This window comes from Luteibacter sp. 329MFSha (genome assembly GCF_900111665.1).
Lineage (GTDB): Bacteria > Pseudomonadota > Gammaproteobacteria > Xanthomonadales > Rhodanobacteraceae > Luteibacter.
Genome location: NZ_FOJE01000001.1, coordinates 326,016 through 351,242, shown reverse-complemented (window position 1 = coordinate 351,242; position 25,227 = coordinate 326,016). Strand labels below are relative to the sequence as shown.

At 67.8% G+C, this 25,227-nt stretch carries 21 protein-coding genes and 1 tRNA gene; 13 read left to right on the top strand and 9 right to left on the bottom strand.

Annotation, left to right across the window (positions count from 1 at the left end; translation table 11 throughout):
- The first annotated feature begins 151 nt into the window (after positions 1–151).
- From BMW54_RS01575 to BMW54_RS01560, 4 genes are all read left to right on the top strand, one after another.
- Complete coding sequence (locus tag BMW54_RS01575; RefSeq protein WP_090052390.1) at positions 152–535, top strand: hypothetical protein; 384 nt, start codon at positions 152–154, stop codon at positions 533–535.
- A gap of 173 nt (positions 536–708) precedes the next feature.
- On the top strand, positions 709–2,316 hold the full coding sequence (locus BMW54_RS01570; RefSeq protein ID WP_090052388.1) for a carboxyl transferase domain-containing protein: 1,608 nt from the start codon (positions 709–711) through the stop codon (positions 2,314–2,316).
- A 74-nt stretch (positions 2,317–2,390) separates the two neighbouring features.
- Entirely contained in the window at positions 2,391–3,737 is a 1,347-nt protein-coding gene (gene xseA / locus BMW54_RS01565) for an exodeoxyribonuclease VII large subunit (protein WP_090052386.1), read from the top strand.
- A gap of 73 nt (positions 3,738–3,810) precedes the next feature.
- A complete protein-coding gene (locus BMW54_RS01560; protein WP_090052384.1) occupies positions 3,811–5,241 on the top strand; it encodes an aldehyde dehydrogenase family protein in 1,431 nt (476 codons plus the stop codon).
- On the opposite strand, the gene BMW54_RS01555 is transcribed toward BMW54_RS01560, so the two are convergent.
- Positions 5,219–6,601, bottom strand: coding sequence for an FAD-containing oxidoreductase (locus BMW54_RS01555; RefSeq protein WP_090052382.1), 1,383 nt, complete (start codon positions 6,599–6,601; stop codon positions 5,219–5,221). The genes BMW54_RS01560 and BMW54_RS01555 overlap by 23 nt on opposite strands.
- A 178-nt stretch (positions 6,602–6,779) precedes the next feature.
- Between BMW54_RS01555 and BMW54_RS01550 the strand changes: the two genes are divergently transcribed.
- Positions 6,780–7,361: a hypothetical protein gene (locus BMW54_RS01550; protein ID WP_090052380.1), complete on the top strand. Its 582-nt coding sequence runs from the start codon at positions 6,780–6,782 to the stop codon at positions 7,359–7,361.
- 184 nt (positions 7,362–7,545) lie between these two features.
- Here BMW54_RS01550 and BMW54_RS18380 read toward each other — a convergent pair whose 3' ends face one another.
- The 3 genes from BMW54_RS18380 to BMW54_RS01535 all read right to left on the bottom strand — a co-directional run bounded on the left by BMW54_RS18380 (position 7,546) and on the right by BMW54_RS01535 (position 8,926).
- Positions 7,546–8,247 (bottom strand): hypothetical protein, encoded by a 702-nt coding sequence (locus BMW54_RS18380; RefSeq protein WP_139206007.1) that lies wholly within the window; start codon positions 8,245–8,247, stop codon positions 7,546–7,548.
- 231 nt (positions 8,248–8,478) lie between these two features.
- Positions 8,479–8,555: transfer RNA gene (locus BMW54_RS01540), tRNA-Arg, on the bottom strand.
- A gap of 110 nt (positions 8,556–8,665) precedes the next feature.
- Positions 8,666–8,926 carry a DUF2188 domain-containing protein gene (locus tag BMW54_RS01535; RefSeq protein ID WP_090052376.1) on the bottom strand — a complete coding sequence of 87 codons (261 nt, stop codon included), beginning with the start codon at positions 8,924–8,926 and terminating at the stop codon, positions 8,666–8,668.
- 205 nt (positions 8,927–9,131) lie between these two features.
- On the opposite strand from BMW54_RS01535, the gene BMW54_RS01530 reads away from it, so the two are divergent.
- From BMW54_RS01530 to BMW54_RS01505, 6 genes are all read left to right on the top strand, one after another.
- Complete coding sequence (locus BMW54_RS01530) at positions 9,132–10,667, top strand: L-piperidine-6-carboxylate dehydrogenase (RefSeq protein ID WP_090052374.1); 1,536 nt, start codon at positions 9,132–9,134, stop codon at positions 10,665–10,667.
- A gap of 15 nt (positions 10,668–10,682) precedes the next feature.
- Positions 10,683–11,450, top strand: coding sequence for a class I SAM-dependent methyltransferase (locus BMW54_RS01525; protein ID WP_090052372.1), 768 nt, complete (start codon positions 10,683–10,685; stop codon positions 11,448–11,450).
- Positions 11,450–12,478 carry a quinone-dependent dihydroorotate dehydrogenase gene (locus tag BMW54_RS01520; protein WP_090052371.1) on the top strand — a complete coding sequence of 343 codons (1,029 nt, stop codon included), beginning with the start codon at positions 11,450–11,452 and terminating at the stop codon, positions 12,476–12,478. The genes BMW54_RS01525 and BMW54_RS01520 overlap by 1 nt, the downstream gene beginning before the upstream one ends.
- Before the next feature lie 17 nt (positions 12,479–12,495).
- Positions 12,496–13,515, top strand: a complete 1,020-nt coding sequence (murB, locus tag BMW54_RS01515) for a UDP-N-acetylmuramate dehydrogenase (protein WP_090055584.1) — start codon at positions 12,496–12,498, stop codon at positions 13,513–13,515.
- A 101-nt stretch (positions 13,516–13,616) separates the two neighbouring features.
- Complete coding sequence (gene ppk1 / locus BMW54_RS01510) at positions 13,617–15,776, top strand: polyphosphate kinase 1 (RefSeq protein ID WP_090052369.1); 2,160 nt, start codon at positions 13,617–13,619, stop codon at positions 15,774–15,776.
- Between the two features lie 180 nt (positions 15,777–15,956).
- The gene (locus BMW54_RS01505) at positions 15,957–17,666 is read left to right on the top strand and encodes a GGDEF domain-containing protein (protein ID WP_090052367.1); all 1,710 of its coding nucleotides are present in this window, start codon (positions 15,957–15,959) and stop codon (positions 17,664–17,666) included.
- Positions 17,667–17,679: 13 nt separating this feature from the next.
- Here the strand turns inward: BMW54_RS01505 and BMW54_RS01500 are convergent, their stop codons facing one another.
- The 3 genes from BMW54_RS01500 to BMW54_RS01490 are packed head-to-tail and all read right to left on the bottom strand — an operon-like array spanning position 17,680 to position 21,749.
- Positions 17,680–19,944 (bottom strand): thiamine pyrophosphate-dependent enzyme, encoded by a 2,265-nt coding sequence (locus BMW54_RS01500; RefSeq protein ID WP_090052365.1) that lies wholly within the window; start codon positions 19,942–19,944, stop codon positions 17,680–17,682.
- Positions 19,945–19,964: 20 nt separating this feature from the next.
- Positions 19,965–20,576: a glutathione S-transferase family protein gene (locus BMW54_RS01495; RefSeq protein WP_175472731.1), complete on the bottom strand. Its 612-nt coding sequence runs from the start codon at positions 20,574–20,576 to the stop codon at positions 19,965–19,967.
- A 3-nt stretch (positions 20,577–20,579) separates the two neighbouring features.
- A complete protein-coding gene (locus tag BMW54_RS01490) occupies positions 20,580–21,749 on the bottom strand; it encodes an acyl-CoA dehydrogenase family protein (RefSeq protein ID WP_090052361.1) in 1,170 nt (389 codons plus the stop codon).
- 190 nt (positions 21,750–21,939) lie between these two features.
- On the opposite strand from BMW54_RS01490, the gene BMW54_RS01485 reads away from it, so the two are divergent.
- Both BMW54_RS01485 and BMW54_RS01480 read left to right on the top strand, forming a co-directional pair.
- On the top strand, positions 21,940–22,491 hold the full coding sequence (locus BMW54_RS01485) for a hypothetical protein (protein WP_090052360.1): 552 nt from the start codon (positions 21,940–21,942) through the stop codon (positions 22,489–22,491).
- Between the two features lie 77 nt (positions 22,492–22,568).
- A complete protein-coding gene (locus tag BMW54_RS01480; protein ID WP_090052358.1) occupies positions 22,569–23,444 on the top strand; it encodes a DMT family transporter in 876 nt (291 codons plus the stop codon).
- 7 nt (positions 23,445–23,451) lie between these two features.
- Here the strand turns inward: BMW54_RS01480 and BMW54_RS01475 are convergent, their stop codons facing one another.
- Positions 23,452–24,381 (bottom strand): 5'-nucleotidase, encoded by a 930-nt coding sequence (locus tag BMW54_RS01475; protein ID WP_090052357.1) that lies wholly within the window; start codon positions 24,379–24,381, stop codon positions 23,452–23,454.
- Between the two features lie 42 nt (positions 24,382–24,423).
- Entirely contained in the window at positions 24,424–25,182 is a 759-nt protein-coding gene (locus tag BMW54_RS01470; protein WP_090052354.1) for an NAD kinase, read from the bottom strand.
- Positions 25,183–25,227: the final 45 nt, after the last annotated feature.

The following is a 25,227-nucleotide window of genomic DNA, read 5'->3' as shown; positions in this document are numbered from 1 at the left end:
CATAAGGCGGAACGTTTCAGGAAAAGGATCACGCCATGTGCATGGGCTTTAATGCCCCCTGAAGCGACACGGCCCCTCATATAGCTAAGCAATTAGAACTGAGCTATTAATACGCCCGCCTAACGGCATTCCACGGCTAAGGAGAACCACAATGAATTTGACGCGTACCCTTCTCGCCTCTGCGCTCGTCGCGCTTCTGGCAGCTTGCAGCAACGGCGCGCAGGATTCCGCGCAAGACGCCCAGAAGTCGGCTGCAGATGCCCAGCAGCAGGCGGACAAGGCCCAGCAGGCCGCCGACCAGTCGGCCAACGCCGCGACCAACCAGGCTGCCGACCAGGCTCAGCAGTCGGCTGAGCAGGCCAAGGACGCCGCTTCGCAGGCCCAGGCCGCCGCTTCGGCTTCGACCGCCGGTGGCGCTTCCGACGCCGCGAAGGACGCCGCTTCCAACGCCGCCGACCAGGCTGAAAAGTCGGCCGACCAGGCGAAGGACGCTGCCGACAACGCCAAGAGCGCTGCGGACGATTCCAAGAAGTAAGCCCTCGCGCTTGCGTGTTGGATCAGGAAACGGCCTCCTTCGGGTGGCCGTTTCTTTTGCAATCGCCAGCTCCCACCTCCCATCTCCCATCCCCCGAACATTGCCGCGCCGCAACGTTCTCCATTAGCCGCCGCCCGCTATCATTCGCGTTTCGTCCTCGCGCGAACGCCTCCATGCCCATCATCACCTCGCAGCTCGACACCCGCTCGGCCGATTACCATGCGGCGAGCCAGCGCCTTCGTAGCCTGACCGACGATCTTCGCGACACGCTCCGGCGCACGGCCGAAGGCGGCGGTGCGAAAGCGCGCGAAAAGCACGTCGCCCGTGGGAAGCTGCTGCCGCGCGAGCGCATCCGCGCGCTGCTCGACCCGGGCTCGCCGTTCCTGGAAATCGCGCCGCTCGCCGCGCACGACATGTACGACGGCGCGGCGCCCGCCGCCGGCGTCATCGCGGGCATCGGCCGCGTGATGGGCCAGGAGGTCGTGGTGCTGGCGAACGACGCCACGGTCAAGGGCGGTACGTATTTCCCCATGACGGTGAAGAAGCACCTTCGCGCGCAGGAAGTCGCGATGGAGAATCGCCTGCCCTGCATCTACCTCGTGGACTCCGGCGGCGCGTTCCTGCCGCTGCAGGACGAGGTGTTTCCCGACCGCGAGCACTTCGGCCGAATTTTCTACAACCAGGCGCGCATGAGCGCGCAGGGCATTCCGCAGATCGCCGTGGTGATGGGCTCGTGTACCGCGGGGGGCGCGTATGTGCCCGCGATGAGCGACGAGACGATCATCGTCCGCGAGCAGGGCACCATCTTCCTAGGGGGGCCGCCGCTGGTGAAGGCCGCGACGGGCGAGGTCGTCGATGCCGAGGCGCTGGGCGGCGCGGACGTCCACACGTCGGTCTCGGGTGTCGCCGACCATTTCGCCGAGAACGACGCGCACGCGCTGTCGATCGCGCGCGACATCGTCGGCTCGCTCAACCACGTCAAGAAACAGCCGCTGGCGGTGCGTGCGCCCGTGGAGCCGCGCTACGCGGCGGAAGAACTCTACGGCGTGATTCCCGAGGACACCCGCCGCCCGTTCGACATCCGCGAGGTGATCGCGCGCCTCGTCGACGACTCCGAGTTCCACGAGTTCAAGGCGCGCTACGGCAAGACGCTCGTCACAGGCTTCGCGCACATCCACGGCTACCCCGTCGGCATCGTGGCGAACAACGGCATCCTCTTCGGCGAATCGGCGCAGAAAGGGGCGCACTTCATCGAACTGTGCAACCAGCGCAACGTGCCGCTGGTGTTCCTGCAGAACATCACCGGCTTCATGGTCGGCCGCAAGTACGAGAACGGCGGCATCGCGAAGGACGGCGCGAAGATGGTCACCGCCGTCGCCTGCTCCCACGTGCCCAAGTTCACGGTCGTCATCGGCGGCAGTTTCGGCGCCGGCAATTACGCCATGTGCGGACGCGCGTACGGCGCGCGCTTCCTGTGGATGTGGCCCAATGCGCGCATCAGCGTGATGGGCGGCGAGCAGGCCGCGTCGGTGCTGGCCACCGTCCGCCGCGACGGCATCGAGGCCGGTGGCGGTTCGTGGAGCAAGGAAGACGAAGAAGCCTTCAAGGCGCCGGTGCGCGAGCAGTACGAGAAGCAGGGCCATCCGTACTACGCCAGCGCCCGCTTGTGGGACGACGGGATCATCGATCCGGCCGATACCCGCCGTGTGCTCGGCCTGGCGATTTCGGCGTCGCTCAACGCGCCGATCGAACAGGGACGCTTCGGTGTGTTCCGGATGTAGCCGACACCTGAGGAATGTCGCCTAAGTCCCCGCCCCATCGACATTCCCTCCGGCCGTGATACCCTCGTCGACCCATGTCCGCCTTTGACGACCGCGCGCCCGCTGAGATCTTCACGCCCTCCGGCCTGAACCGGCTGGTGCGCGATCTGCTGGAGGACGCCCTGCCGATGGGCGTCTGGATCGAAGGCGAGCTCTCCAACGTGGCGCGCCCCGCGTCGGGACACGTGTACTTCACCCTGAAAGACGCCAACGCGCAGGTACGCTGCGCGATGTTCCGCACGGCCGCCTCGCGGCTGCGCTTCCGTCCGGTGGACGGCATGCACGTGCTGATGCGCGCGAAAGTCGGCCTCTACGAAGCGCGCGGCGAGTTCCAGCTGGTGGCCGACCACATGGAGCCGGCCGGCGAAGGTGCGCTGCAGCGCGAGTTCGAGCAGCTCAAGGCGCGACTCGGTGCCGAGGGCCTGTTCGCGCCCGAGCGCAAACGCGCCCTGCCCGCCTTCCCGCGCCGTATCGGCGTCGTCACCTCGCCTTCCGGCGCGGCGATCCGCGACGTGCTGAGCGTGCTCGCCCGGCGCTGCCCGCTCGCCGAGGTCGAGGTCCTGCCCGTGCCGGTGCAAGGACGCGAGGCGCCGCCCGCGATCGCCGCGATGTTGCGACGGGCGTCCGCGAGCGATCGCTACGACGTGCTGCTGGTGACCCGTGGCGGCGGCTCGCTCGAAGACCTCTGGGCGTTCAACGACGAGACCGTCGCCCGGGCGATCCACGCGAGCGCGGTGCCCGTCGTCTCCGCCGTGGGCCACGAGGTGGATTTCACCATCGCGGACTTCGTCGCCGATCTTCGCGCCGCCACGCCTTCCGCCGCCGCGGAACTGCTCGTGCCCGACCGCGCCGACCTGCAGCGTCGACTCGACCGGCTGCGCCAGCGCATGGCCACCGTCATGTCGCGCCGCCTGCAGGCCGCCGCGCAGCGTGCCGATCAATGGCAGGCACGTCTTTCGGCGCAGCGTCCGCAGGCGCGGCTCGCGCGCGACGCGCAGCGGCTCGCGGCGTTGCGCCGCCGGCTCGAGCTCTCCATCGGCCAGTCGAACCATCTTCGCCGCGCGCGCCTGGAACGCTTGCAGGCACGCCTCGCCGCGCAGCATCCGCGCCTGCGCCTGACTCCGTCGCGCGTGCGCCTCGCCGAACTGCGGCAGCGCCTCGCGACCACCATCGAACGTCGCCTGGAACGCGACCGGCTGCGCCTCGCGCAGCAGGCACGCACCATGCACGCTGTGAGCCCGCTCGCGACGCTGGAACGTGGCTACGCGATCGTGTTCGATCAGCGCGACGCCGTGGTCCGTCGTGCCGGCGACGTCGCCGTCGGCGACCGCCTGCGGGTCATGCTCGGCAGCGGCGAGATCCACGTCCGCCGCGAGGACTGATATCCCGCGTCGACGGCGGATGAACGTCGCCGGCGCGACACTCCGGCCATACCGACCCCATCGAGGCATCGCCATGCTCGACAAGAGCTACCCCTACTACCTCGCGAACCGCGCGGTGAAGTCGACCCGCAAACTCGACGTCGTCGACAAGTACACGGGCAAGGTCGCGACCCGCGTGGCGCTCCCCGACGAGGGAGCCCTCGACAAGGCGATCGCCGCCGCGCACGCCGCCGCGCCAGCGATGAAGCGGTTCCGCCCGTACGAACGCCAGGCGGTGCTCGAGCACTGCGTCACGCGCTTCACGCAGCGCCGCGACGAACTCGCCTACGCCCTCTGCGTCGAGGCCGGCAAGCCGATCAACGACGCGAAGGGCGAGGTGACCCGCCTCGTCGAGACGTTCAAGATCGCCGCCGAGGAATCGGTGCGGATCAACGGCGAAACGATCAACCTCGAACTCTCGCAGCGATCGGCGGGATACCACGGTTATACGCGCCGCGTGCCGCTCGGACCCGTCGGCTTCATCACGCCCTTCAACTTCCCGCTGAACCTCGTCGCGCACAAGGTCGCGCCGGCGATCGCCGCGGGCTGTCCGTTCGTGCTCAAACCGTCGGAGCGCACGCCGCTCGGCGCGTTGATCATCGGCGACGTGCTCGCCGAAACGGACCTGCCGCGCGGCGCGTTCTCGATCCTCCCGCTGGACGGCAAGCACGCCGATCCCCTGGTGACCGATCCGCGACTGAAGCTCCTGTCGTTCACCGGCGGCCTGGTCGGCTGGGACCTGAAGGCCCGCGCGGGCCACAAGAAGGTGACGCTGGAGCTTGGCGGCAACGCCGCCTGCATCGTCGATGCCGACCAGGGCGATCGTCTCAACGCCGTCGTCGACCGCCTCGTCTTCGGCGCGTTCTATCAGTCGGGCCAGAGCTGCATCAGCGTGCAGCGCATCCTCGTCCACGACGACGTCTACGACGCGCTGCGGCGCAAGCTGGTCGCGAAGGTGAAGGCGCTGAAGGCGGGCGATCCGAAGAAGAAGTCGACCTTCCTCGGGCCCATGATCGACGAGACGGCGGCCGAGCGGCTGGAAGGCTGGATTCGCGAGGCGAGGAAGGCCGGCGCGCGCGTGCTCTGTGGCGGCGGGCGCAAGGGCAGCATGCTCGAAGCCACGCTGCTGGAGAACGTGCCGCGCGAGGCGAAACTGCAGCGCATGGAGGCGTTCGGTCCCGTGGCGGTACTGCAACGCTTCATGACGTTCGACGAGGCACTCGCGATCGCCAACGACTCGGATTTCGGACTGCAGGCCGGGGTATTCACCAACGACCTGGGCCACGCCATGCGCGCATGGGACGAACTGGAACAGGGGGGCGTCATCGTCAACGACGTCCCGAGTTTCCGCGTGGACAACATGCCCTACGGCGGCGCCAAGTCGTCGGGCATCGGCCTCGAAGGCGTGCGTTACGCCATCGAGGACATGACCGAGCTCCGGCTCATGGTGATGCGGGAGGCCTGAGGTCGCCGACGACGGTCGGGATCAGCTCCGACACCGTCGGGTGGATCGGAACGGCCCACTGCAGGGTGTCGATCGGGGCATCGGCGTTCATCATGTCGAGGATGCCGTGGATCGCTTCGTCACCGCCGGTACCCAGGATCGCGGCACCAAGGATGCGCTTCGTTTCCGCATCGGCGACGATCTTCATGAAGCCGTACGTCTCGCCCTTCTCGACCGCGCGCCCGATGCGCTTCATCGGACGCTTCGACACCAGCAACGGCCGCCCGCTCGCACGCGCCTGCGTTTCGGTCATGCCGACCCGCCCGAGCGGCGGGTCCACGTAAAGCGCGTAACCGAGGATGCGGTCGCTCACCTTGCGATCGCCGCCGTCGAGCAGGTTCGCGGCCACGATCTCGTAGTCGTTCCACGCCGTGTGCGTGAACGCGCCCTTGCCGTTGCAGTCGCCCATCGCCCAGACCCCTTCCGCGGTCGTCGCCAGATGGTCGTCGGTGACGATGTAGCCATGCTTGTCCACCTCGACGCCCGCCTTGTCCAGGCCGAGGTCGTCGGTGTTCGGCACGCGGCCGACGGCGAGCAGCACGTGCGAGCCGGTGACGACGGGCGCGCCTTCGGTACAGTCGACGCCCACCGCGACGCCATCGGCGTGCTTCGCGAGCGTGATGCAACAGGCGCCCGTACGCACCGCGATGCCCTCGTCCTCGAGGAAGGCCCGGATCTCGGCCGAGACGTCCTCGTCCTCCCGCTGCACGAGGCGCGGTCCCTGCTCCACCACCGTCACCTTCGCACCGAACCGGCGATACATCTGGGCGAACTCGAGTCCGATGTAGCTACCGCCGACGACGATCAGGTGCTCCGGCACCGACTCGAGCGGAATGATCGTGCTGTTGGTGAGGTAATCGACCGCGTCGACACCCGGAAAATCGGGAACGCGCGCGCGTCCGCCGACATTGAGGAAAACCTGCGCGGCCTCGAGCGTCTCGCCGTTGACCTCGATCCGGCGCGGTCCGGTGAACCGCGCGTGCCCACGGATCAGCGTGAGTCCCGGCATGCCCGCGAGCCAGTCCTCGTTGCCCTTGCGCGAATCGAGGATCACCTTCCGGGCGCGCGCCGCGACGGTGGGCATGTCGATCGTGATCGTGCCGACACCGACGCCGTACTCGGCACCACGCTGCGCGAGGCGCGCGGCGTAGGCGCTGGCGACGAGCGTCTTGGTGGGCTTGCAGCCGGTGTTCACGCAGGTACCGCCGACGAGGTGGCGCTCGATGAGGGCGACGGTTTTCCCGGCTCCGGTGAGGCGGTTGGCCAGCGCGGGCCCGGCCTGGCCGGCTCCCACGATGATGGCGTCGAACGTACGGGCCACAGTGCTTTCTCCGGAGGCGATGACCCGCCCATCGTAACGGATGGCGGGAAATATGCCTTGCACGAAGCCGCGATGCGGGAATGGTGACCCCGGCCCGATTCGAACGGGCGACCTTCCCCTTAGGAGGGCGTGCGTGTGGCGTCGGAGCGCGCCCTAGCGCACCATCGATATAGATGCTGTGCGTTTCTACTACTACAAAGACCGCGGAGGCAGTCACGTGCTGGGGCCATTTATATTCGCCGATCTCGCAATCCAGAGTACGCTCAACCCATGGTGGCAGTCGGTCGCCACGGCGTTGGCTGCATCTATCTTTACGGCAACCTGGGCACTCGCGATCGATTGGCACCGACGAGTGATTGAGACCCGCCATCTGGGCCTGGCGATTGGGGCAGAGGTCACGGCAATTCGCGGGCTGCTGGCCGACATGATCGAGCATGGGCCGAACGATCCAGAGTTTCTCGACGACACGTTTCGATACACCGAAGCTGACCGACTAGCCGCTCCGATCACTCGGGCTGCCGCTGCAAAGGCGGGGCAATTTCCGGCAGCGGTCGCCGTGGCCGTTGGGGATTTCGTGTCCCGAATGGACAATCTGGTACAGCAGACCCGTACGGTTCGCGAGATGCAAAAGGACAAGGCTTTGACCGAGCAGAAGCTCGCGGCGCGCCGCGACGCAATTCGTCCTTTCGCAAAAAAGTTGGTTGATTCTGGCCTCAGCCTCGCCGATGCCGTTGAGCGCCAGTACGGAAAGTACCGATAGCCATGCGAACGCTTCACGGGCTGCGCTGCCATCCAAGAGCAAGATCGCCGATACGCGCCCTTCTTTTGATCGGCACGCGATAGCGTCGTCGAAGCCGCCCCCCCTACTGCAGTCCGGGCATGCCCTTTCGGCATAGGGTTCGGCTCGGCTGCCTTTGCTACCGTGGTGGGGGGCGCTCGTCACCCTATTCGTACAATCGATCGATCGCCGCAATTGCCTTGTCGGTTGCGACGAGGCACCTCCTCATCAAGGCAATCGTCGAAGCGGTCAATTCTTGGTCGTCGTACGCACATTCACCATACGCCTCGATGTAGTGCCTTTCAAACGACTCGTGGAGATCCTGCATCGTCCTGTAAGCCGCCTGTGTGACTTTTGCCGCAGGGCCGAGATCAGCAATCGCTGGCAGGCGCTCCGTAAGAGTTGAGGGAGGCGAATCGATTCCCGCAATTCCCCACGTAAATCCCTCGTCGTCGTGCGGGCCGGCATGCTGCGGCTTCATCCCCCGATCAAGGTTTTCGAGGGCTTCCTTCAACTCCTTTCGAATGTGTACCAAAGGCGGCTTGACGAAGACGCCAGAGGTTCGAGCACGTGCCTCCCTTTCGATCCTTCGCTCTCTGGCGTCGGCCCGGTTAAGAAAAATCGTCACGAAGAGTGCCAGCACGGCGCCACCTGCTCCTACCCATCCGGCCAAGCCGGGGTGAGCTTCAAACCAGTCGAGCAATATTCCCACGCCTGCAGTCCCCATCCCTTTCAATTGGCCGATGGTGCGCGACGAGCGCAGCTCGATCCAGTCAGCCGCGCTCTTCCCGGCTCTTAGAGCGGTGTCCGGCCAGTCGCTCGGACGCGATATGCTCGCGACTGCGGCGAAGGTAATACCATCCTCCAACCTCCGATATTCGACAGCACGATAAAGGCGTCGGGGTCACTCCACACGGCGAGACAAAAGCCGTCCGGGCCACGGCAGCTAAAAGATCATCTAGAGGTACACCGATCTAATATCGGTCCGCGCGGATGGACGGTGGACAAGCTGACCTTTTGTAGGGCGTGCTTACTATGCTTGAACGGCGCCGCATTGTGGCGAAGCATGGAACTCCACCGCGCCAAAGATCGCTTTATATGGTGACCCCGGCCCGATTCGAACGGGCGACCTTCCCCTTAGGAGGGGGACGCTCTATCCAGCTGAGCTACGGGGCCAGTGATCTGGCAATCGCCTCGGGCAGGGTCGCCTACCGGGCCGCCGCATGATAACCGATCCATTTCGCTGGCGGGCCCGTGACCCCACCGTTAATGCGCGATGCTCCAACCTATCTTGCGCGAACCAGACGAACAGGCGGAAGCGTCGGCACGTGCACGGGTCGCTTGATGTCGCTGCCGAACGGCCGCCAGATCCCATCGGCCCCCTCGACACCGATACTCGCGTCGCCGCCGTCCGCCGACGCCCGGTTGACCGCCGCCTGCAGCGCCTCGAAGCGCGATGCGAAGGTGCCGACGGTCTGTCCGGCGAGGCGAAGCGTCCAGCGCGAGCCGTCGTCGGGGAGGTAGGGAACCTCGTAGACACGTGTCATGGGGCACTCCGTCAACTGGACAAGTTGGGGCAAAGCGTGCACTTGGGCCCGTCTTTGCAAGGTGGTCGCAGGTCGCCCCGGCGCTGACATGCCGCCGACATCCGTCCCGCGCCGCACAACGGGCCGTGAAGGGGGTGTTTGCTAGAATCCCGGTTTTACCCGTGCGCGCGGGCATCCCGTCGGTGCGCCGTCACAGGAAAGCATGATGTCAGCCAAGATTCTCGAAGCGCTCGGTCTCAACGGCAGCGAGTCCGGCACCTACCTCGGCCAGGGCCAGTGGGCCGGCACCACCGATGCCGGGACGCTCAGCCCCACCAACCCGGCGACCGGCGAGGTGATCGCCACGGTGCACGCCTCGAGCGCCGCGGATTACGAGACCATCGTCAAGCGCGCCCAGGACGCCTTCGCGGTATGGCGCACCACCCCGGCGCCGCGCCGTGGTGAGGCCGTCCGCCTGTGCGGCGAGGCGCTGCGCAAGCACAAGGACGCCCTGGGTTCGCTGGTCGCCCTCGAGATGGGCAAGATCAAGCCGGAAGGCGACGGTGAAGTGCAGGAGATGATCGACATCGCGGATTTCGCGGTGGGCCAGAGCCGCATGCTCTACGGCAACACGATGCACTCCGAGCGCCCGGGCCATCGCATGTACGAGCAGTGGCACCCGGTGGGCCTGGTCGGCATCGTCAGCGCGTTCAACTTCCCGGTCGCGGTGTGGGCGTGGAACGCCTTCCTCGCCGCGATCTGTGGCGACATCTGCATCTGGAAGCCGTCGCCGAAGACGCCGCTCTCGGCCATCGCCACGATGAAGATCGTCAACGAGGCGCTGAAGGAAGGCGGTTTCCCGGACATCTTCTTCCTCTTCAACGACGCGGGCACCGAGCTCGCCGAGCGCTTCGTCGACGACCGGCGCATCCCGCTCATCAGCTTCACGGGCTCGACGAAGATCGGCCGCATGGTCGGCGAGCGCGTCGCGAGGCGCATGGGCCGCAGCCTCCTCGAACTCGGCGGCAACAACGCGATCATCGTCGACGCCTCCGCCGACCTGAAGCTGGCCATTCCCGCGATCGTGTTCGGCGCGGTCGGCACGGCGGGCCAGCGCTGCACCACCACGCGCCGCCTGCTCGTCCATTCCTCGCTGCACGACACCGTCGTCGAGACGCTGGTCAAGGCCTACGGTCAGGTCGAGCAGAAGATCGGCGATCCCACGCTGCCGACGACGCTGATGGGCCCGCTGAACAGCCCCGAAGGCGTGCAGGGTTACCTCGCGGCCATCGAAAAGGCGAAGGCCGCCGGCGGCACGGTTCGCACCGGCGGCAAGGCGCTCACCGACCGCAAGGGCAACTTCGTGCTGCCGACCATCGTCACCGGGCTGAAGAACAGCGACGAGGTCGTGCAGACGGAGACGTTCGCGCCGATCCTCTACGTCATGCCGTTCGATTCGCTGGACGAAGCCATCGCGGAACAGAACGCCGTGCCGCAGGGCCTGTCTTCGTCGATCTTCACGCAGGACCTGAAGGCCGCCGAGCAGTACCTCTCGGCGTCGGGTTCGGATTGCGGCATCGCGAACGTGAACATCGGCACGTCCGGCGCCGAGATCGGCGGTGCGTTCGGCGGCGAGAAGGAAACCGGCGGCGGCCGCGAATCGGGTTCGGACGCGTGGAAGGTCTACATGCGCCGCCAGACCAACACCATCAACTACTCCGACGCGCTGCCGCTGGCCCAGGGCATCAAGTTCGAGTTCTGACGGAAGGACCACGCCATGGCCGACCTGTGCTCCACCGAACGATTCTCCGATCGCGTCGAGGACTATGTCCGCTACCGTCCGGACTACCCGGTCGCGCTGGTCGGCTGGCTGCATGGCCTCGGCGTCAACCCCGACTGGACCGTCGCCGATGTCGGCGCCGGCACGGGAATCTCCAGCAAGCTCTTCCTCGACGCGGGACACCGCGTCACCGCCGTGGAACCGAATGCGAAGATGCGCGACGCCGCCATCCGGTGGCTTCGCGACGAAGCGCGCTTCGTCGCCGTCGACGGTTCCGCCGAGGCCACCGGGCTGCCCGACGGCTCGACGGACCTCGTCATCGCCGCGCAGGCGTTCCACTGGTTCGATACGGAGAAGGTGCGCGCGGAGTTCGCGCGCATCCTGTCGCTGCGCGGTCTCGTGGCCGTGTTCTGGAATTCGCGCCGGCTAACCGGCACGCCATTCCTGGAAGGCTACGAACGGCTGCTGCACGAATACGGCGTCGACTACGTCAGCGTCGCCGAGCGCTACGCGGACGACGACGCGATGACGCGCTGGTTCGGCCATGGCTATCGCGGCATGGCGTCGTTCCCGCACGCGCAGAAGCTCGATCACGAGGCGCTGCTCGGGCGCCTCATGTCGTCCTCCTACGCGCCGAAACCCGGCCACCCCAACCACGAACCGATGCTCCACGCGCTGCGGTCGCTGTTCGACGCGACCCAGGACGGCGGCACGGTCGATTTCGAATACGACACCCGCGTCTTCGCGGGTCATCCGGGACCCTGATGTACGACCTGATCCGCCCCCTGCTCTTCGCCCTGGACGCCGAGACGGCCCACGGTCTCACGCTCTACGCCTCGGATGTCGCCCAGCGCAGCGGCCTCTCCGGCCTGATCGCGAAACCGCCCGCGGATCTTCCGGTGCGCGCCTTCGGCATCGATCTTCCGAATCCCGTGGGACTCGCCGCCGGGCTCGACAAGAACGGGGACCACCTCGACGGTCTCGCGGCGATGGGCTTCGGTTTCGTCGAGATCGGCACGGTGACGCCGCGGCCGCAGGCCGGCAACGACAAGCCGCGCATGTTCCGCCTGCCCGAGCACGAGGCCGTCATCAACCGCCTCGGCTTCAACAACGGCGGCATCGACGCGCTGGTGCGCAACGTGGAGAAGGCGAGCTTCCGCGGCGTGCTCGGCATCAACATCGGCAAGAACAAGGACACGCCGAACGAACGCGCGATCGACGATTACCTGTTCTGCCTCGAGCGCGCGTATCCGCTCGCCAGCTACATCACGGTGAACATTTCCTCGCCGAACACGAAAGGCCTGCGCGACCTGCAGGAAGAGGAGACGCTGCGCCGCTTCATCGGCACGCTGCGCGACGCGCAGGAGCGGCTCGCCGGCCAGCACGGCAAGCGCAGGCCGATGCTGCTGAAGATCGCGCCCGACCTCACGGAGGCCGAGCTCGACGCCATCGCCGACGTGCTGCTCGCCTCGGGCATCGACGGCGTGATCTGCACGAACACCACCATCGATCGCGGCCAGGTCGCCGGACATCCGCACGCCGGCGAGACCGGCGGCCTGTCGGGCCGGCCGTTGTTCGCGAAATCCACCGCCGTGCTGCGCGCCATGCGCGCGCGCGTCGGCGACAGGCTGCCGATCGTGGGCGTCGGCGGCATCGTCGACGGCGATACCGCTGCCGGGAAGATGGAAGCCGGCGCCACGCTCGTGCAGGTGTATTCGGGCCTCGTCTATCGCGGCCCGAAGCTGATCGCCGAGGCGGTCGCCGAAATCCGTCGCCGCGGGGTCGTGGCATGAACAACGCACCGGTGGACATGGGCGGCTTCTCGCTCGCCAGCGACGCCCCGCTAGGCCAGCGCAACACGCTGCGCGTCGATGCGCGCGCGAAGCTGCTGGCGGAAGTGCGCGATCCCATGAAGATCCCCGAGCTGCTGGACTACCCGGCGGTCAAGGGCGGCAAGGTGCTCGTGCTCGGCGAAGGCAGCAACCTGCTGATCAAGGGCGACTTCGACGGCACCGTGCTGGCCATGGCCACGCGCGGCGTCGAGACGTTCCAGCGCGACGATCGCGTGCTCATCCGCGTCGCCGCCGGCGAGCGCTGGGACGACTTCGTCCGCTGGTCGCTCGGGCAGGGATTCGCCGGCCTCGAGAACCTCATCCTCATCCCCGGCACCGTGGGCGCCTCCCCGATCCAGAACATCGGCGCGTACGGCGTGGAGGTCGCGGAATTCATCGACACGGTCGAGGCGTGGGACACGCACAAGGGCGAGTTCGTCGTGCTCGACAAGGCCGCCTGCGCGTTCTCGTACCGCGACTCCACCTTCAAGCAGCAGGCCGGACGCTGGATCGTCGTCGCGGTCACGTTCGCCCTGCCCCGCGAGCGTCCGTTGTCGCTCGACTACGCGGGCATCCGCGAGGAAGTGGAAAAGATGGGCGTCGCCCGCGCCACGCCCTACCACGTGGCGGAGGCCGTCGTCCGCCTGCGTTCGCGCAAGCTGCCCGACCCCGCGGTGATCGGCAACGCCGGCAGCTTCTTCAAGAACCCGATCGTTCCGGCCGCGAAAGCGGACGCCCTCGCCCTCGCCCATCCCGGCATGCCCGTATGGCCGCATGCGGGCGATACGGCGAAGATCTCCGCGGGCTGGCTGATCGAAGCCGCCGGATTCAAGGGCGAGCGCGAAGGCGACGCCGGCATGTCCAACCGCCATGCGCTCGTGCTGGTAAATCACGGCAAGGCCACGGGGCCGCAACTGTGGGCTTTCGCGCAGAAGGTGATCGCGGGCGTGCAGGCGAAGTTCGGCGTGACGCTGGAGCCCGAACCGGTGGTGGTGTGAGGCACCAGGTCACGGCCCTGTAACACCCCGGTCATACGCTTCCGCGGGCGGCGTACCATGGGGGCGTCGCGACACGCGACGAGGACGCAGCCCTGGACACGATGACGCCACCCAACGAATCGACCGCGCCGGCCAAGGCCGGCACCGCGCGAACCGCGCCGACGCCGGAGCTGCCCGAGGTCGACCTCAACGACACCAGCCTCTACGTCCACCGCGAGCTGTCGCAGCTGCAGTTCAACATCCGCGTGCTCGACCAGGCGCTGGACGAGTCCAAGCCGCTGATCGAGCGCCTGAAGTTCCTGCTGATCTTCTCGTCCAACATGGACGAGTTCTTCGAGATCCGCGTGGCCGGCCTGAAGCAGCAGATCGCGTTCGACCACGAGATGATCGGCGCCGACGGCATCCCGCCGCGGCGCGTGCTGGCCGAAATCGCCGAGGTCGCGCACAGGCAGATCGAGCGCCAGTACACGATCCTCAACGAGAAGATCCTCCCGGCGCTGGAAAAAGAAGGCATCCGCATCGTCCGGCGCAACCAGTGGTCGCACAAGCAGAAGCTGTGGGTGCGCCGTTATTTCCGGCATGAGGTCGCGCCGCTGGTCACGCCGATCGGCCTCGACCCCACGCACCCGTTCCCGCGCCTGGTGAACAAGAGCCTGAACTTCATCGTGCAGCTGGAAGGCACCGACGCGTTCGGCCGCGATTCGGGCCTCGCCATCGTGCCGGCACCGCGCATCCTGCCGCGCCTGATCCGCCTGCCCGACGAGGTCAGCGAGGGCGGCGACAACTACGTGCTGCTGTCGTCGATCATCCACGCGCACGCCGACGATCTGTTCCCCGGCATGCGCGTGCTCGGCTCGTACCAGTTCCGTCTGACCCGCAACGCCGACCTCACCATCGACCCGGAAGACGTCGAAGATCTCGCGCGCACGCTCCGTGGCGAGCTGTTCTCGCGCCGCTACGGCGACGCCGTGCGCCTGGAGGTGGCCGACAACTGCCCGAAGCCGCTGGTCGACTACCTGCTGAAGCAGTACTCGCTCGAAGCCGATGCGCTCTACGAGGTGAACGGCCCGGTCAACCTCGCGCGCCTCTTCGAGATGACGCTGCAGCCCGCCTACGCGCGCCTGCAGTTCCCGACGTTCGTTCCCGCGTTGCCGAAGGCGTTGGCGGACGCGGAAGACATGTTCTCGGTGATCGGCAAGCAGGACATCCTGCTCTATCACCCGTTCGAATCGTTCTCGCCCGTCGTGGACTTCCTCCGTCAGGCGGCGAAGGACCCGCAGGTGCTGACGATCAAGCAGACGCTGTATCGCAGCGGCGCGAACTCCGAGATCGTCGACGCGCTGGTGGAGGCCGCCCGTGCCGGCAAGGAAGTCACCGCCGTGGTCGAACTGCGGGCGCGTTTCGACGAGGAGTCCAACCTGAGCCTCGCCTCGCGCCTGCAACAGGCAGGTGCGGTGGTGACCTATGGCGTCGTCGGGGTAAAGACCCACGCGAAGCTGATGCTCGTGCAGCGTCGCGAGAACGGCAAGCTGGTGAGCTACGCGCACCTCGGCACCGGCAACTATCATTCGGGCAACGCGCGCCTGTACACCGACTACAGCCTGCTCACGTCGGACGAAGCCCTGTGCGACGACGTGCATCGTCTGTTCCGCCTGCTGACGGGGATGGGCAAGGCGCTAAAGATGAAGCGCATGCTCTACGCGCCATTCACGCTGAAGAAGGGCCTGCTCGACCTCATCGCGCGTGAGGCGGCGCACGCGGCCGCGGGCCGCAAGGCCGAGATCGTCTGCAAGCTCAACGCGATCACCGACCCGAAGCTGATCCGGGCCCTCTACCGCGCCAGCCAGGCGGGCGTGAAGATCGACCTGATCGTGCGCGGCATGTGCTGCCTGCGCGCGGGCATTCCCGGGGTATCGCAGAACATCCGCGTGCGCTCGGTCGTCGGCCGGTTCCTCGAGCACAGCCGCGTCTACTGGTTCCACAACGACGGCGAACCCGCGCTGTTCCTCGCCAGCGCCGACCTCATGGAGCGCAACCTCGACCGCCGCGTCGAGACCTGCTTCCCCATCGAGGGCAAGAAACTGCGCCAGCGCGTGCGCCGGGAGCTCGACATGTACCTCGCGGACAATCACTCGGCCTGGGTCCAGCAGCCGGACGGCACCTATGTCCTGCTCCAGCCCGCGACCGGCCAGCCGGTCCGCGACGCCCAGACACAGTTGCTCGAGCGATTCGGCGGCCTGGCGGCCCCCGAAACCGCCTGAACGATGAATCGATGCGCCCCTCATGAGGGCTATCCCGAAAGACCAAGGCGACAACGCGGCGGGTAACGGGCAGAATGGGGGCGCAGCAGTTGGGGGAGACGGGGTTTCTCGATCGAAACGCTTCCGGATCCACGCCGCGCGGCCCGTCGGGGCGCGCTAACGCGATCTGCGGGAATCGGAATGCGGGCAGGCAACCGGCACGGCGGGTGGATCCATCGTCTCTTGCAGGCGACGCTCCTCTGCTGCCTGCTGTTCGCCGGGTCCGCCGTGGCCAACACGGTCACCGCCAACTGGCGGGAGGTCCGTCCGGGCGATACGCCGGCCGGCGTCCTTCGCGAAGCCGACCAGCGGCCGCTGCCCTCCTTCGACCCGACCCGGTTGCAGATCCTGCCGAACGCGCCGGCCGGGACCTGGGTGGTCGTGCGCACCATGCCGCCGTGGACCGCCGGCGACCGCGTCCTCAGTGTCCGCCATCCCGGCTACGGGCGCGTGTCCCTGTTCGACGGCGACAGGCTCGTCGCCTCGACGGCGCTCGACGATTTCGGGCCGCCCCTGCACGGCCACGGGCGCCTGATCTTCAACGTCCCCGACACGATCCCGCCATCGCGAGCGCTGTTGCTGAAGTTCGACGCCGGTGACGCGCCACCCGGCGCGGTGACCATCGCGATCGATACCTGGCCCGACTACCTGCGCGACGACGGCAGCTGGATGGTCTTCGCCACCGGTTGCTTCGCCGTGATGCTGACGATGGCGCTCATGGCGTTGTGCTTCGCGTTGATCCTGCGCGACATGACCTTCGGCTGGTACACCGCCTACCTGCTCTGCTACGCGCTGATCCAGGGCCTGCGCTCCGGCTTCGCGTTCCACCCGCTGGAAATGGAATCGCTGGCCGGCATGGCGGACGTGCTGGGCGCGACGGCGACCGCGCTTTCCGTTTCGTTCGCCGCCCTGTTCGCGCTGCGTTTCGCGCGCATCGACGAATTCGTGCCGTTGCTTCGCACGCCGGTACTCGCGTTCGCGCTGGTGATGCCCCTGCTCGTGGTGCTGCGCGCGACCGGCATCGACTTCCTGGTCGACATGGCCCAGCTGCTGCTCCAGCCGCTCGTACTCCTCGGTGCGCTGCTGATGCTCGTCGCCGGCGGCATCGCCGCCTTCCGCGGATCGCGCCACGCGTGGTTCTTCCTTGTGAGCTGGACGCCGCTGCTGATCCTGACCGCGCTGTGCGGTGCGCAGCAGCAGGGCATGCTGGCGGGTGCCCCCTGGCTGCCCGACGCCGCGATCGCCGTCGGCGCGTTCGAGGCGATCGTGCTGTCGATCGGCCTGTCCGACCGCGCCCTGACGATCCGTCACGACCGCGACCGGGCCCGTGAGCTGGCCGACGTGGATCCCCTCACGGGGTTGCTCAACCGCCGCGCGTGGACGGAAGCCGCCACGCGGGTGTTCGAGGCCGGCACAGCGCGTCCCGTCGCCCTGCTCTTCTTCGACCTCGATCACTTCAAGGCGCTGAACGATCGCCACGGGCACGCCGCGGGCGACCGCGCGCTGGTCGCCGTCGCCACCGCGCTCCGCCACGAACTGCGCCCATCCGACCTGCTCGCCCGCTTCGGCGGCGAGGAGTTCGTCGCCCTGCTGCAGGGCGTGGACAAGGAAAACGCGATGCAAGTCGCCACCCGGCTGTGCCGGCGCGTGCATCGCCTGGACATGAACGCCGCCGACGCCACGCTGACCGTGTCGATCGGCCTCGCCATGCGCTCGCCGGCCGACACCGTGCAGTCGCTGGTCGAGCGGGCGGACGCCGCGATGTATTCGGCGAAGCTCGCCGGTCGCAACCGCGCGGTCTGCGCGGGGAACGCCGGACCGGTGCTGGTCAGGCGCGCCGAGGCGAAGTAGCCCGCTTCCGCGGTCAGGCCAGCTCGTTCGCCGCCGCGACGATGTCGTCGTCGCCCGGCAGCACCAGGAATGCCGCGCCGGCCAGCGGCGTGAACGTATCGGCGCCGACCACGCGGCGCAGCGGGACGTGGCCGAGGCCGGCTTCCACGATCGCGGTGATCACGCCCTCGCCCACGCCGGCGCTCTTGCGGCCCTCGTCCACGACGAGAATGCGTTTCGCGGTCGCCACCTGCGTGGCGATGAACGCGTCGTTGAGCGGCACCAGCCAGCGCAGGTCCACGACGCGCACCTTCCAGCCGCGCTCGCTTTCGATGCGCCGCGCGGCGCGCAGGCTCATCGGCACGCCATTGCCGAAGGTGACGATCACCAGGTCGTCGGCATCCTCGCCATAGACGCGGCCCTCGCCCAGCGGCATGGCCTCGCCCTGCGGGGGATACGCGAACTGCCACTGCCCGTCGCCGGGTTCGTGGAGGTCCTTGGTCATGTACAGCGCGATGGGCTCGAGGAACGCCGTGACGCGTCCGTCGACCTTCGCCAGGGCCGCGAGCGTGCGCAGCATCGTCGCCGCGTCGTCGCCGCGGCTCGGGCAGCCGACGACGAGCCCCGGGATGTCGCGCAGCGCGGCGATCGAATTGTCGTTGTGGAAATGGCCACCGAACCCGCGCTGGTAGCCCAGCGACGCCACGCGCATGAGCATCGGGTTGCGGTACTGCCCGTTCGAGAAGAACTGCAGCGACGCCGCCTCGCCGCGGATCTGGTCGCAGGCGTTATGGAAATACGCGAGGTACTGGATCTCGGGCATCGGCAGCATGCCCATGTTGGCGTAGCCCTGCGCGAGTCCGAGGATCATCGTCTCGTCGAGCAGCGTGTTGAACACGCGGGCGTTGCGGAACGCCTTGTGCAGGCCCTTGGTCACCGTATAGACGCCGCCCTTCTGCGCGACGTCCTCGCCGAAGAGCAGGCTCTCCGGATACTTCGCCATCAGGTCGTGCAGCGCCTGGCCGATCTGGATCGCGAGATGCCGCGGCGGCTGCTTCTCCGGAAGCTTCGCTTCGCCGCCGAACACGCGCTCGCGCTCGGCGGGATCGGCTTCCCGGGTGGCTTCGGCACGCACGGCATCGGGTGTGTACGGCGCCAGCGGCGCCATGACGTCGGCGAGTGCCGTGAGGCGCGGGCGGCGGTCGGCATCCTCGGCCGCCGCGAAGCAGCGCCGGCGGATGCTCTCGTTGAGCTCGAGCAGTTCGTCGCGCGTGTACAGCCCCGAGGCCAGTGCGATGACCGCGCTGCGCAGCAACGGGTCCGTCGCCTCGAGGGCCACGAGTTCCTCGACCGAGCGCCATTCGATCTCGAAGTCGGTTCCCGCATGACCCATGATGCGCGTCGTCCCGAGGTGCAGGAACGTCGGCCGACGCGTGGCGCGGCAATGCGCGACGGCGCGCTCGACGTCCGCGTAACCGCCCGCGAGGTCGAGGCCGTCGGCGTAGAAGTAATCGAGGTTCGCGCGGTGACGGAAGTTGTTCGCGACCCAGCCGCCGGGCGTCTTCACCGAGATGCCGATGCCGTTGTCCTCGCACACGAAGAGGACCGGCGCGGGCAGCTTCTGGTAGGCCGTCCAGGCGGCGGCGTTGAACGCCGTCTGCGCGGTGGCGTGGTTGGACGACGCGTCGCCGAACGAGCAGATCGCGATCGAGTCGGCCGGGATCGGCAACGTATGGCCGATGCGGCGGGCCTGTTCGATCGCGATCGCGGTGCCGAGCGCCTTGGGCAGGTGCGACGCGATCGTCGAGGTCTGCGGCAGCACCCACAACGGCTTGCTGCCCCACACCTTGTGCCGTCCGCCCGAGGCGGGATCCTCGCTGCTCGCGGCGAACGACAGGGCCGAATCCATCACGGGATCCATGACCGGCAGCTTGCGGAAACGCTCCGCCATGAAGCCGCCGCTGCGGTAGTGCAGGAACGCGGGATCCGTGTGCCGCGTGAGCCGCGCGACCATGGCGTTGCCCTCGTGGCCCGACGAACCGATGGTGTAGAACACCTTGTTCTGCACGCGCAGTACGCGCGCCATCAGGTCGAGGTGACGGCTGATCAGCTGCGACTCGAACAACTCACGGAAGCCCTTCGCGTCCAGCGCGCTCCCGGGGAGCACGGGCTCATCGTCGCGGGGTGGCCGGCCGATGTCGCCCCGCCACTCCCTCACGAACTCCACGAAGTTCTGATCGACGATCTCGGCGCGATTGAAACCCTTGTGACGGGCGGCGATGGGCTGCGGGACGGACATGGCGTGCTCGGAAGGAAAGATCAGGCGGACATCGGCGAGAAACCGGGCCGCGCGCGGACGCGCTCCAGCCAGGTGCCGACGAGCGGCCAGCGGGACAGGTCGAAGCCGCCATCGGCGGCGCAATGCGTATAGGCGAACAGCGCGATGTCCGCGACGCCGAAACCGCCGCCGCTGAAGAAGGGCTCGCGCGAGAGGTGCTCTTCCATGACGTCGAGGGCCTGCGCGCCGCGCTCGCGCAGGCGTGGAAGCTCGGCGCGACGCTCGTGGTCTTCCGGCAGCCAGCGGCAGATGAAGCGCGCCACGGCGATGCAGGGTTCATGGCTGTACTGCTCGAAGAACATCCACTGCAGCGTGCGCGCACGGTCCCACGACGTCGTGGGAAGGTACGGCGTGCCTTCGGCGAGATAGCACAGGATGGCGTTCGACTCGGCGAGCCGGCGGCCGTCGTCGAGAACCAGCAAGGGCACCTTTCCGTTGGGATTGAGCGCGAGGAATTCGGCGGTGCGCGTCGCCCCGCGTGTGCTGTCCGTATCGACCCAGCGATACGGACGCCCGAGCATGTCCAGCAGCAACTGCAGCTTGTAGCAATTGCCCGACGAACGCAGGCCGTAGACGGTCGGCATGCCGGTCATCGGTCAGAACGCGTTGATGCCGGTGAGCTCGCGGCCGACGACGAGCTGGTGCACGGTCTCGGTGCCTTCGTAGGTGATGACGGATTCGAGGTTCAGCGCGTGACGGATCGCCGAATGCTCGGTCGTGATGCCGGCGCCGCCGAGGATGTCACGGCAGTCGCGGGCGATGTCGAGCGCCATGCGCACGTTGTTCCACTTCGCGAGCGACACCTGCGTCGGTTGCAGACGGCCGGCGTCCTTCAGGCGGCCCAGCTGCAGCGAAAGCAGCTGCGCGGTGGTGATGCGCCGGGCCATGTCGGCCAGCCTGACCTGGATGGCCTGGTTGGCGGCGAGCGGACGACCGAACAGCACGCGCTGCGCGCTGTAGTCGAGCACTTCCTTCAGGCACGCCTGCGCGGCGCCGATCGGCCCCCACGTGATGCCGTAACGCGCCTGGTTGAGGCAGCCGAGCGGGCCTTTCAGCCCCTTCACGTTCGGCAGGCGCGCACTGTCCGGCACGCGCACGTCGTCGAAGAACAGGCCCGACGTCACCGAGGCGCGCAGGCTCATCTTCTTGTGCACTTCCTGCGCGGCGAAGCCCTTGGTATCGGTCGGCACGATGAAACCCTGGATGCCGTCGTCCGTCTGGGCCCAGACGATCGCGATGTGCGCGAGGTTGCCGTTGGTGATCCACATCTTGGCGCCGTTGATCACCCAGTCGCCGCCGTCCTTGCGCGCGACCGTCTTCATGTTCGCCGGATCGGAGCCACCGTGCGGCTCGGTGAGGCCGAAGCAGCCGATCACTTCGCCGGCGGCCATCCGCGGCAGGTACTGGCGCTTCTGCTCCTCGGAGCCGTAGGCGAAGATCGGGTACATGCACAGCGAGCTCTGCACCGAGGCGAAGCTGCGCAGGCCCGAATCGCCACGCTCGAGTTCCTGGCAGATCAGGCCATAGCTCACGCCGTTCATCCCGGCGCAGCCGTATTCCTCGGGCAGCGTGGCGCCGAGCAGGCCCAGCGACGCGATCTCCGGCACCAGCTCGGCCGGAAACCGGCCCTGATCGAAGGCGTCGCCGATGATCGGAAGCACCTTTTCGTCGACGAAACGGCCGACGGCGTCCTGCACGGCGCGCTCCTCGTCGGTGAGCAGCGAACGGACGTCGTAAAGATCGAGCGGGTCGAGACGGTGGGCCATGGCGGGCGATCACATGCGGTTGGGGAAACCCCACGATTGTAGCGGCGGCCTTCACGCCGGGTCATGCGGGCATGCAGCAAGAGGACGGCGCGACGGGCCCGGACCGGACGGCGCAAGACGCGCGGCGCCTACAGCCGTCGCCCGTGCCCGGGGCGAATACTCGCCCTCCCCCTCGATACAGGACCTTCCGATGCGCTCCTCACGTTACCTGCTCGCCCTCACCTGCCTCGCCCTCGCCGGGCCCTCCGCCGCGGAGGGCTACATGTTCGGCACCCTCGTCATGCAGTCCACCGATTCCGCGACCTATGGCGAAGTGCAGGCACTGACCCGTAACAGCCCCGTCGTGCTCATGCCCGCCGTGTACCCGGGCGACGGCACCCTGTTCGACAGGTTCAGCACCAAGGAGCTCGACCGTCTCGGCGTCTTTCGCGAAGACAACCCGTTCGAACTGGAGAAGATCAGCCTTCCCAACCCTGGCGATACGGGTCGAGTGGTCAACGATGCCGGCCGCTGCCTGACCCGGACGGTCGGGCTCGAATGGGCGCAATGCGACGGCGGCGACCGGCAGCGCTGGACCTTCCGCGACGATGCCTTGTGGACCCGCGTCGGCAACAGGGATTTCTACGTGGGCTTCCGGCCCGGCACCCCTCGCGGCGGCCCCTGGGTGTTGCTCGACGGCACCTCGGGCAAGCCCACGGTCCGGATCCTTCGCGGCGCCATCTTCCACGACTGGGAGCTCTGAGGCACCAGGCGCCGTCCCGCGCGTGGAGATCACGCGCGGCGGCGCATAATGGGGCTCACGCTTACCCGGGCCCGCCCATGATCAAAGGTGTCATCCTCGGCTTCGCCTGCTACGCCGCTTACGCGTGGAGCGACGCCTTCGTGAAGTCGCTCGAGGGCACGTTGCCCGCGTACGAGGCGGTGTTCTTCGGCGCGGTACTCGCGATGGCGGCCTTCCCGTTCCTGAAGAAGCCCGGCGACCGCTGGAGCGAGATCGTGATCTCGAAGATGCCCGGCCTGTGGCTCCTCCGCGCCATGGCCGGCGCCATCGGCAACGTCACGGCGGTCATGGCCTTCACGGCGCTGCCGATGGCCGAGGCGTTCTCGCTGATCTTCCTCCTGCCGATCTTCGTGACCATCCTGTCCGTGGTGTTCCTGCGCGAACAGGTGGGCTGGCGGCGCTGGTCCGCGGTCATCGTCGGTTTTCTCGGTGTGCTCGTGGTGCTTCGTCCCGGTTTCCGCCACCTCGGTGTCGGACACGTGGCGGCGATCATCTGCGGCATCACCGGCGCGCTCTCGATCATCGCGCTGCGCATGGCCGGGGCGACCGAAAAGCGCATCACGCTCTACGGCGCCGGCGTGATCGGCCCGATGATCGCGGGCTTCATCATGATGCTGCCGCATTTCGTCTGGCCGAACGCCCACCAGTGGTTCCTGGTGCTCGGCTACGGCCTGCTCGCCGCCGCCGGGGCGGTCCTGCTCATGCTCGCGACGCAGCACGCGCCCGCCAATCGCGTGGCGCCGACGCAATACAGCCAGATGCTCTGGGCGATCCTCTTCGGCTACCTCATCTTCCACGACCACCTGGACTGGCCGATGCTCATCGGCATCGTGATGATCCTGGGCGCCGGCCTCTTCACCTTCGTGCGCGAAGAGAAGAAGACGAACTGGTGGCGCTGGACGAACATCGTCTGATGACGAACTAGAGGTTGCTGACCCCGTGCGGCACGTGGCCCGTCGCGACGTGCCGGCGTGCCGACTCGACGTTCGCCGGGGAGTCGTCGAAGAAGATGTCGGCGCCGAACGCGTCGAGGAACGGCCCCTTGTCCCGGCCGCCCAGGAACAGGGCCTCGTCGATGCGCACACCCCAGCGCCGCAGCGTGAGGATCACCCGCTTGTGGGCGGGCGCCGAGCGCGCGGTGACCAGCGCGGTGCGGATGGGCGAGGTCTCGGCCGGGAACGCGGCCTGGAGTCGGTGCAACGCGGCGAGGAAGCCGCGGAAGGGACCGCCGGACAGCGGCTCGGCCCAGCGCTCGGTCTCGCTGCGGTGGAACGCGTCGAGGCCCTGCTCCTGCGACACCCGCTCGCCCTCGTCGCCGAAGATCACGGCGTCCCCGTCGAACGCGATGCGCAGCTGTTCGCTGGAACGCTGCGGCGCCGTGGACGGCAGGATGGTGGCGGCGGCCACGCCGGCCCGCAGCGCGCGGCCGACGTCCTCGGCGTTCGCGGAGAGGAAGAGATCCGCCTTGAACGGCGCGATGTAGTCGGACGTCGGCGCCCCACTGGTGAACGCGGCGCGGGAGATGTTCAGGCCGTAATGCTGGATGGCGTTGAAGATCCGCAGGCCGGTATCGCCCGAGTTGCGCGAGAGCAGGATCACTTCCACCGGCGGCAGGTCGCCGGAGAGCGCGTTCAGGCCCAGCAGCTTCTGCACCAGGGGAAACGCGACGCCGGGTTGCAGCAGCTCGTCTTCGTGGTCGATCTGGAACGCGCGGTACGCGTCGAGGCCTTCACGCTCGAAGAGTTCGTGGCTGTCGCCCATGTCGAACAGGGCGCGCGACGAGATCGCCACGACGAGGCGGTTGTCGCGGACCGAGGAGGCGGCGTGGGCGTTGTGGGTGTCGTCGTTCATGACGGCATCGTAGCGCAATGGGGCTTCTCGAAGCGCCGGCGGCTACTCCGCGAACTGCTCGTCGAGGATGCGCTGCTGGAGGTTGTGCTCCGGATCGAACAGCAACCGCACGGCATGCCGCCGCGACTGTTTCACCTCCACGGAACGCACGTCGCGCACCTCGTGGAAATCCGCCGTGGCGCTGATCGGGCGCTTGTTCGGATCCTTCGTCTCGAAGCCGACGCGCGTGGCATGAGGAAGGATCGCCCCTCGCCAGCGGCGCGGCCGGAACGGGCTGATGGGCGTCAGCGCCAGCACGTTCGCGTCCAGCGGAAGGATGGGGCCGTGCGCGGAGAGGTTGTAGGCGGTGGAGCCGGCGGGCGTCGAGACGAGGATGCCGTCGCACACCAGCTCGTCGAGCTTCATCTCGCCGTTGAGGCTGACCGTCAGGTGCGCGGCCTGGTTGCTCTGGCGGAGCATGGCCACCTCGTTGAATGCCAGGGCGCGGTGCTCGACGCCGTCGCAGCAGGTGGAGTGCATTTCCAGCGGATGAAGGACCGCGGGGTGCGCCTTTTCGATGCGCTCCGGCAGATGATCCATGGCGTGCTGGTTCATGAGGAACCCGAGCCGGCCCAGTTTCATGCCGTAGAACGGGATGCCGAGCGTGCGATGGGCATGCAGCGTGCGCAGCATGAACCCGTCGCCGCCGAGCGAAACGATGATGTCCGCGTCGCCCGGCGCGACGCCGCGGTAACGCTTCTTGAGCGCCGTGAGGGCGCGTTGGGCGACTTCGGTCTCGCTGGCGACGAAGGCTAGGCGCATGGGCTGGGAGCTTCCTGGTCCAGCGGCGAGCTTAGTGCGTCGCGT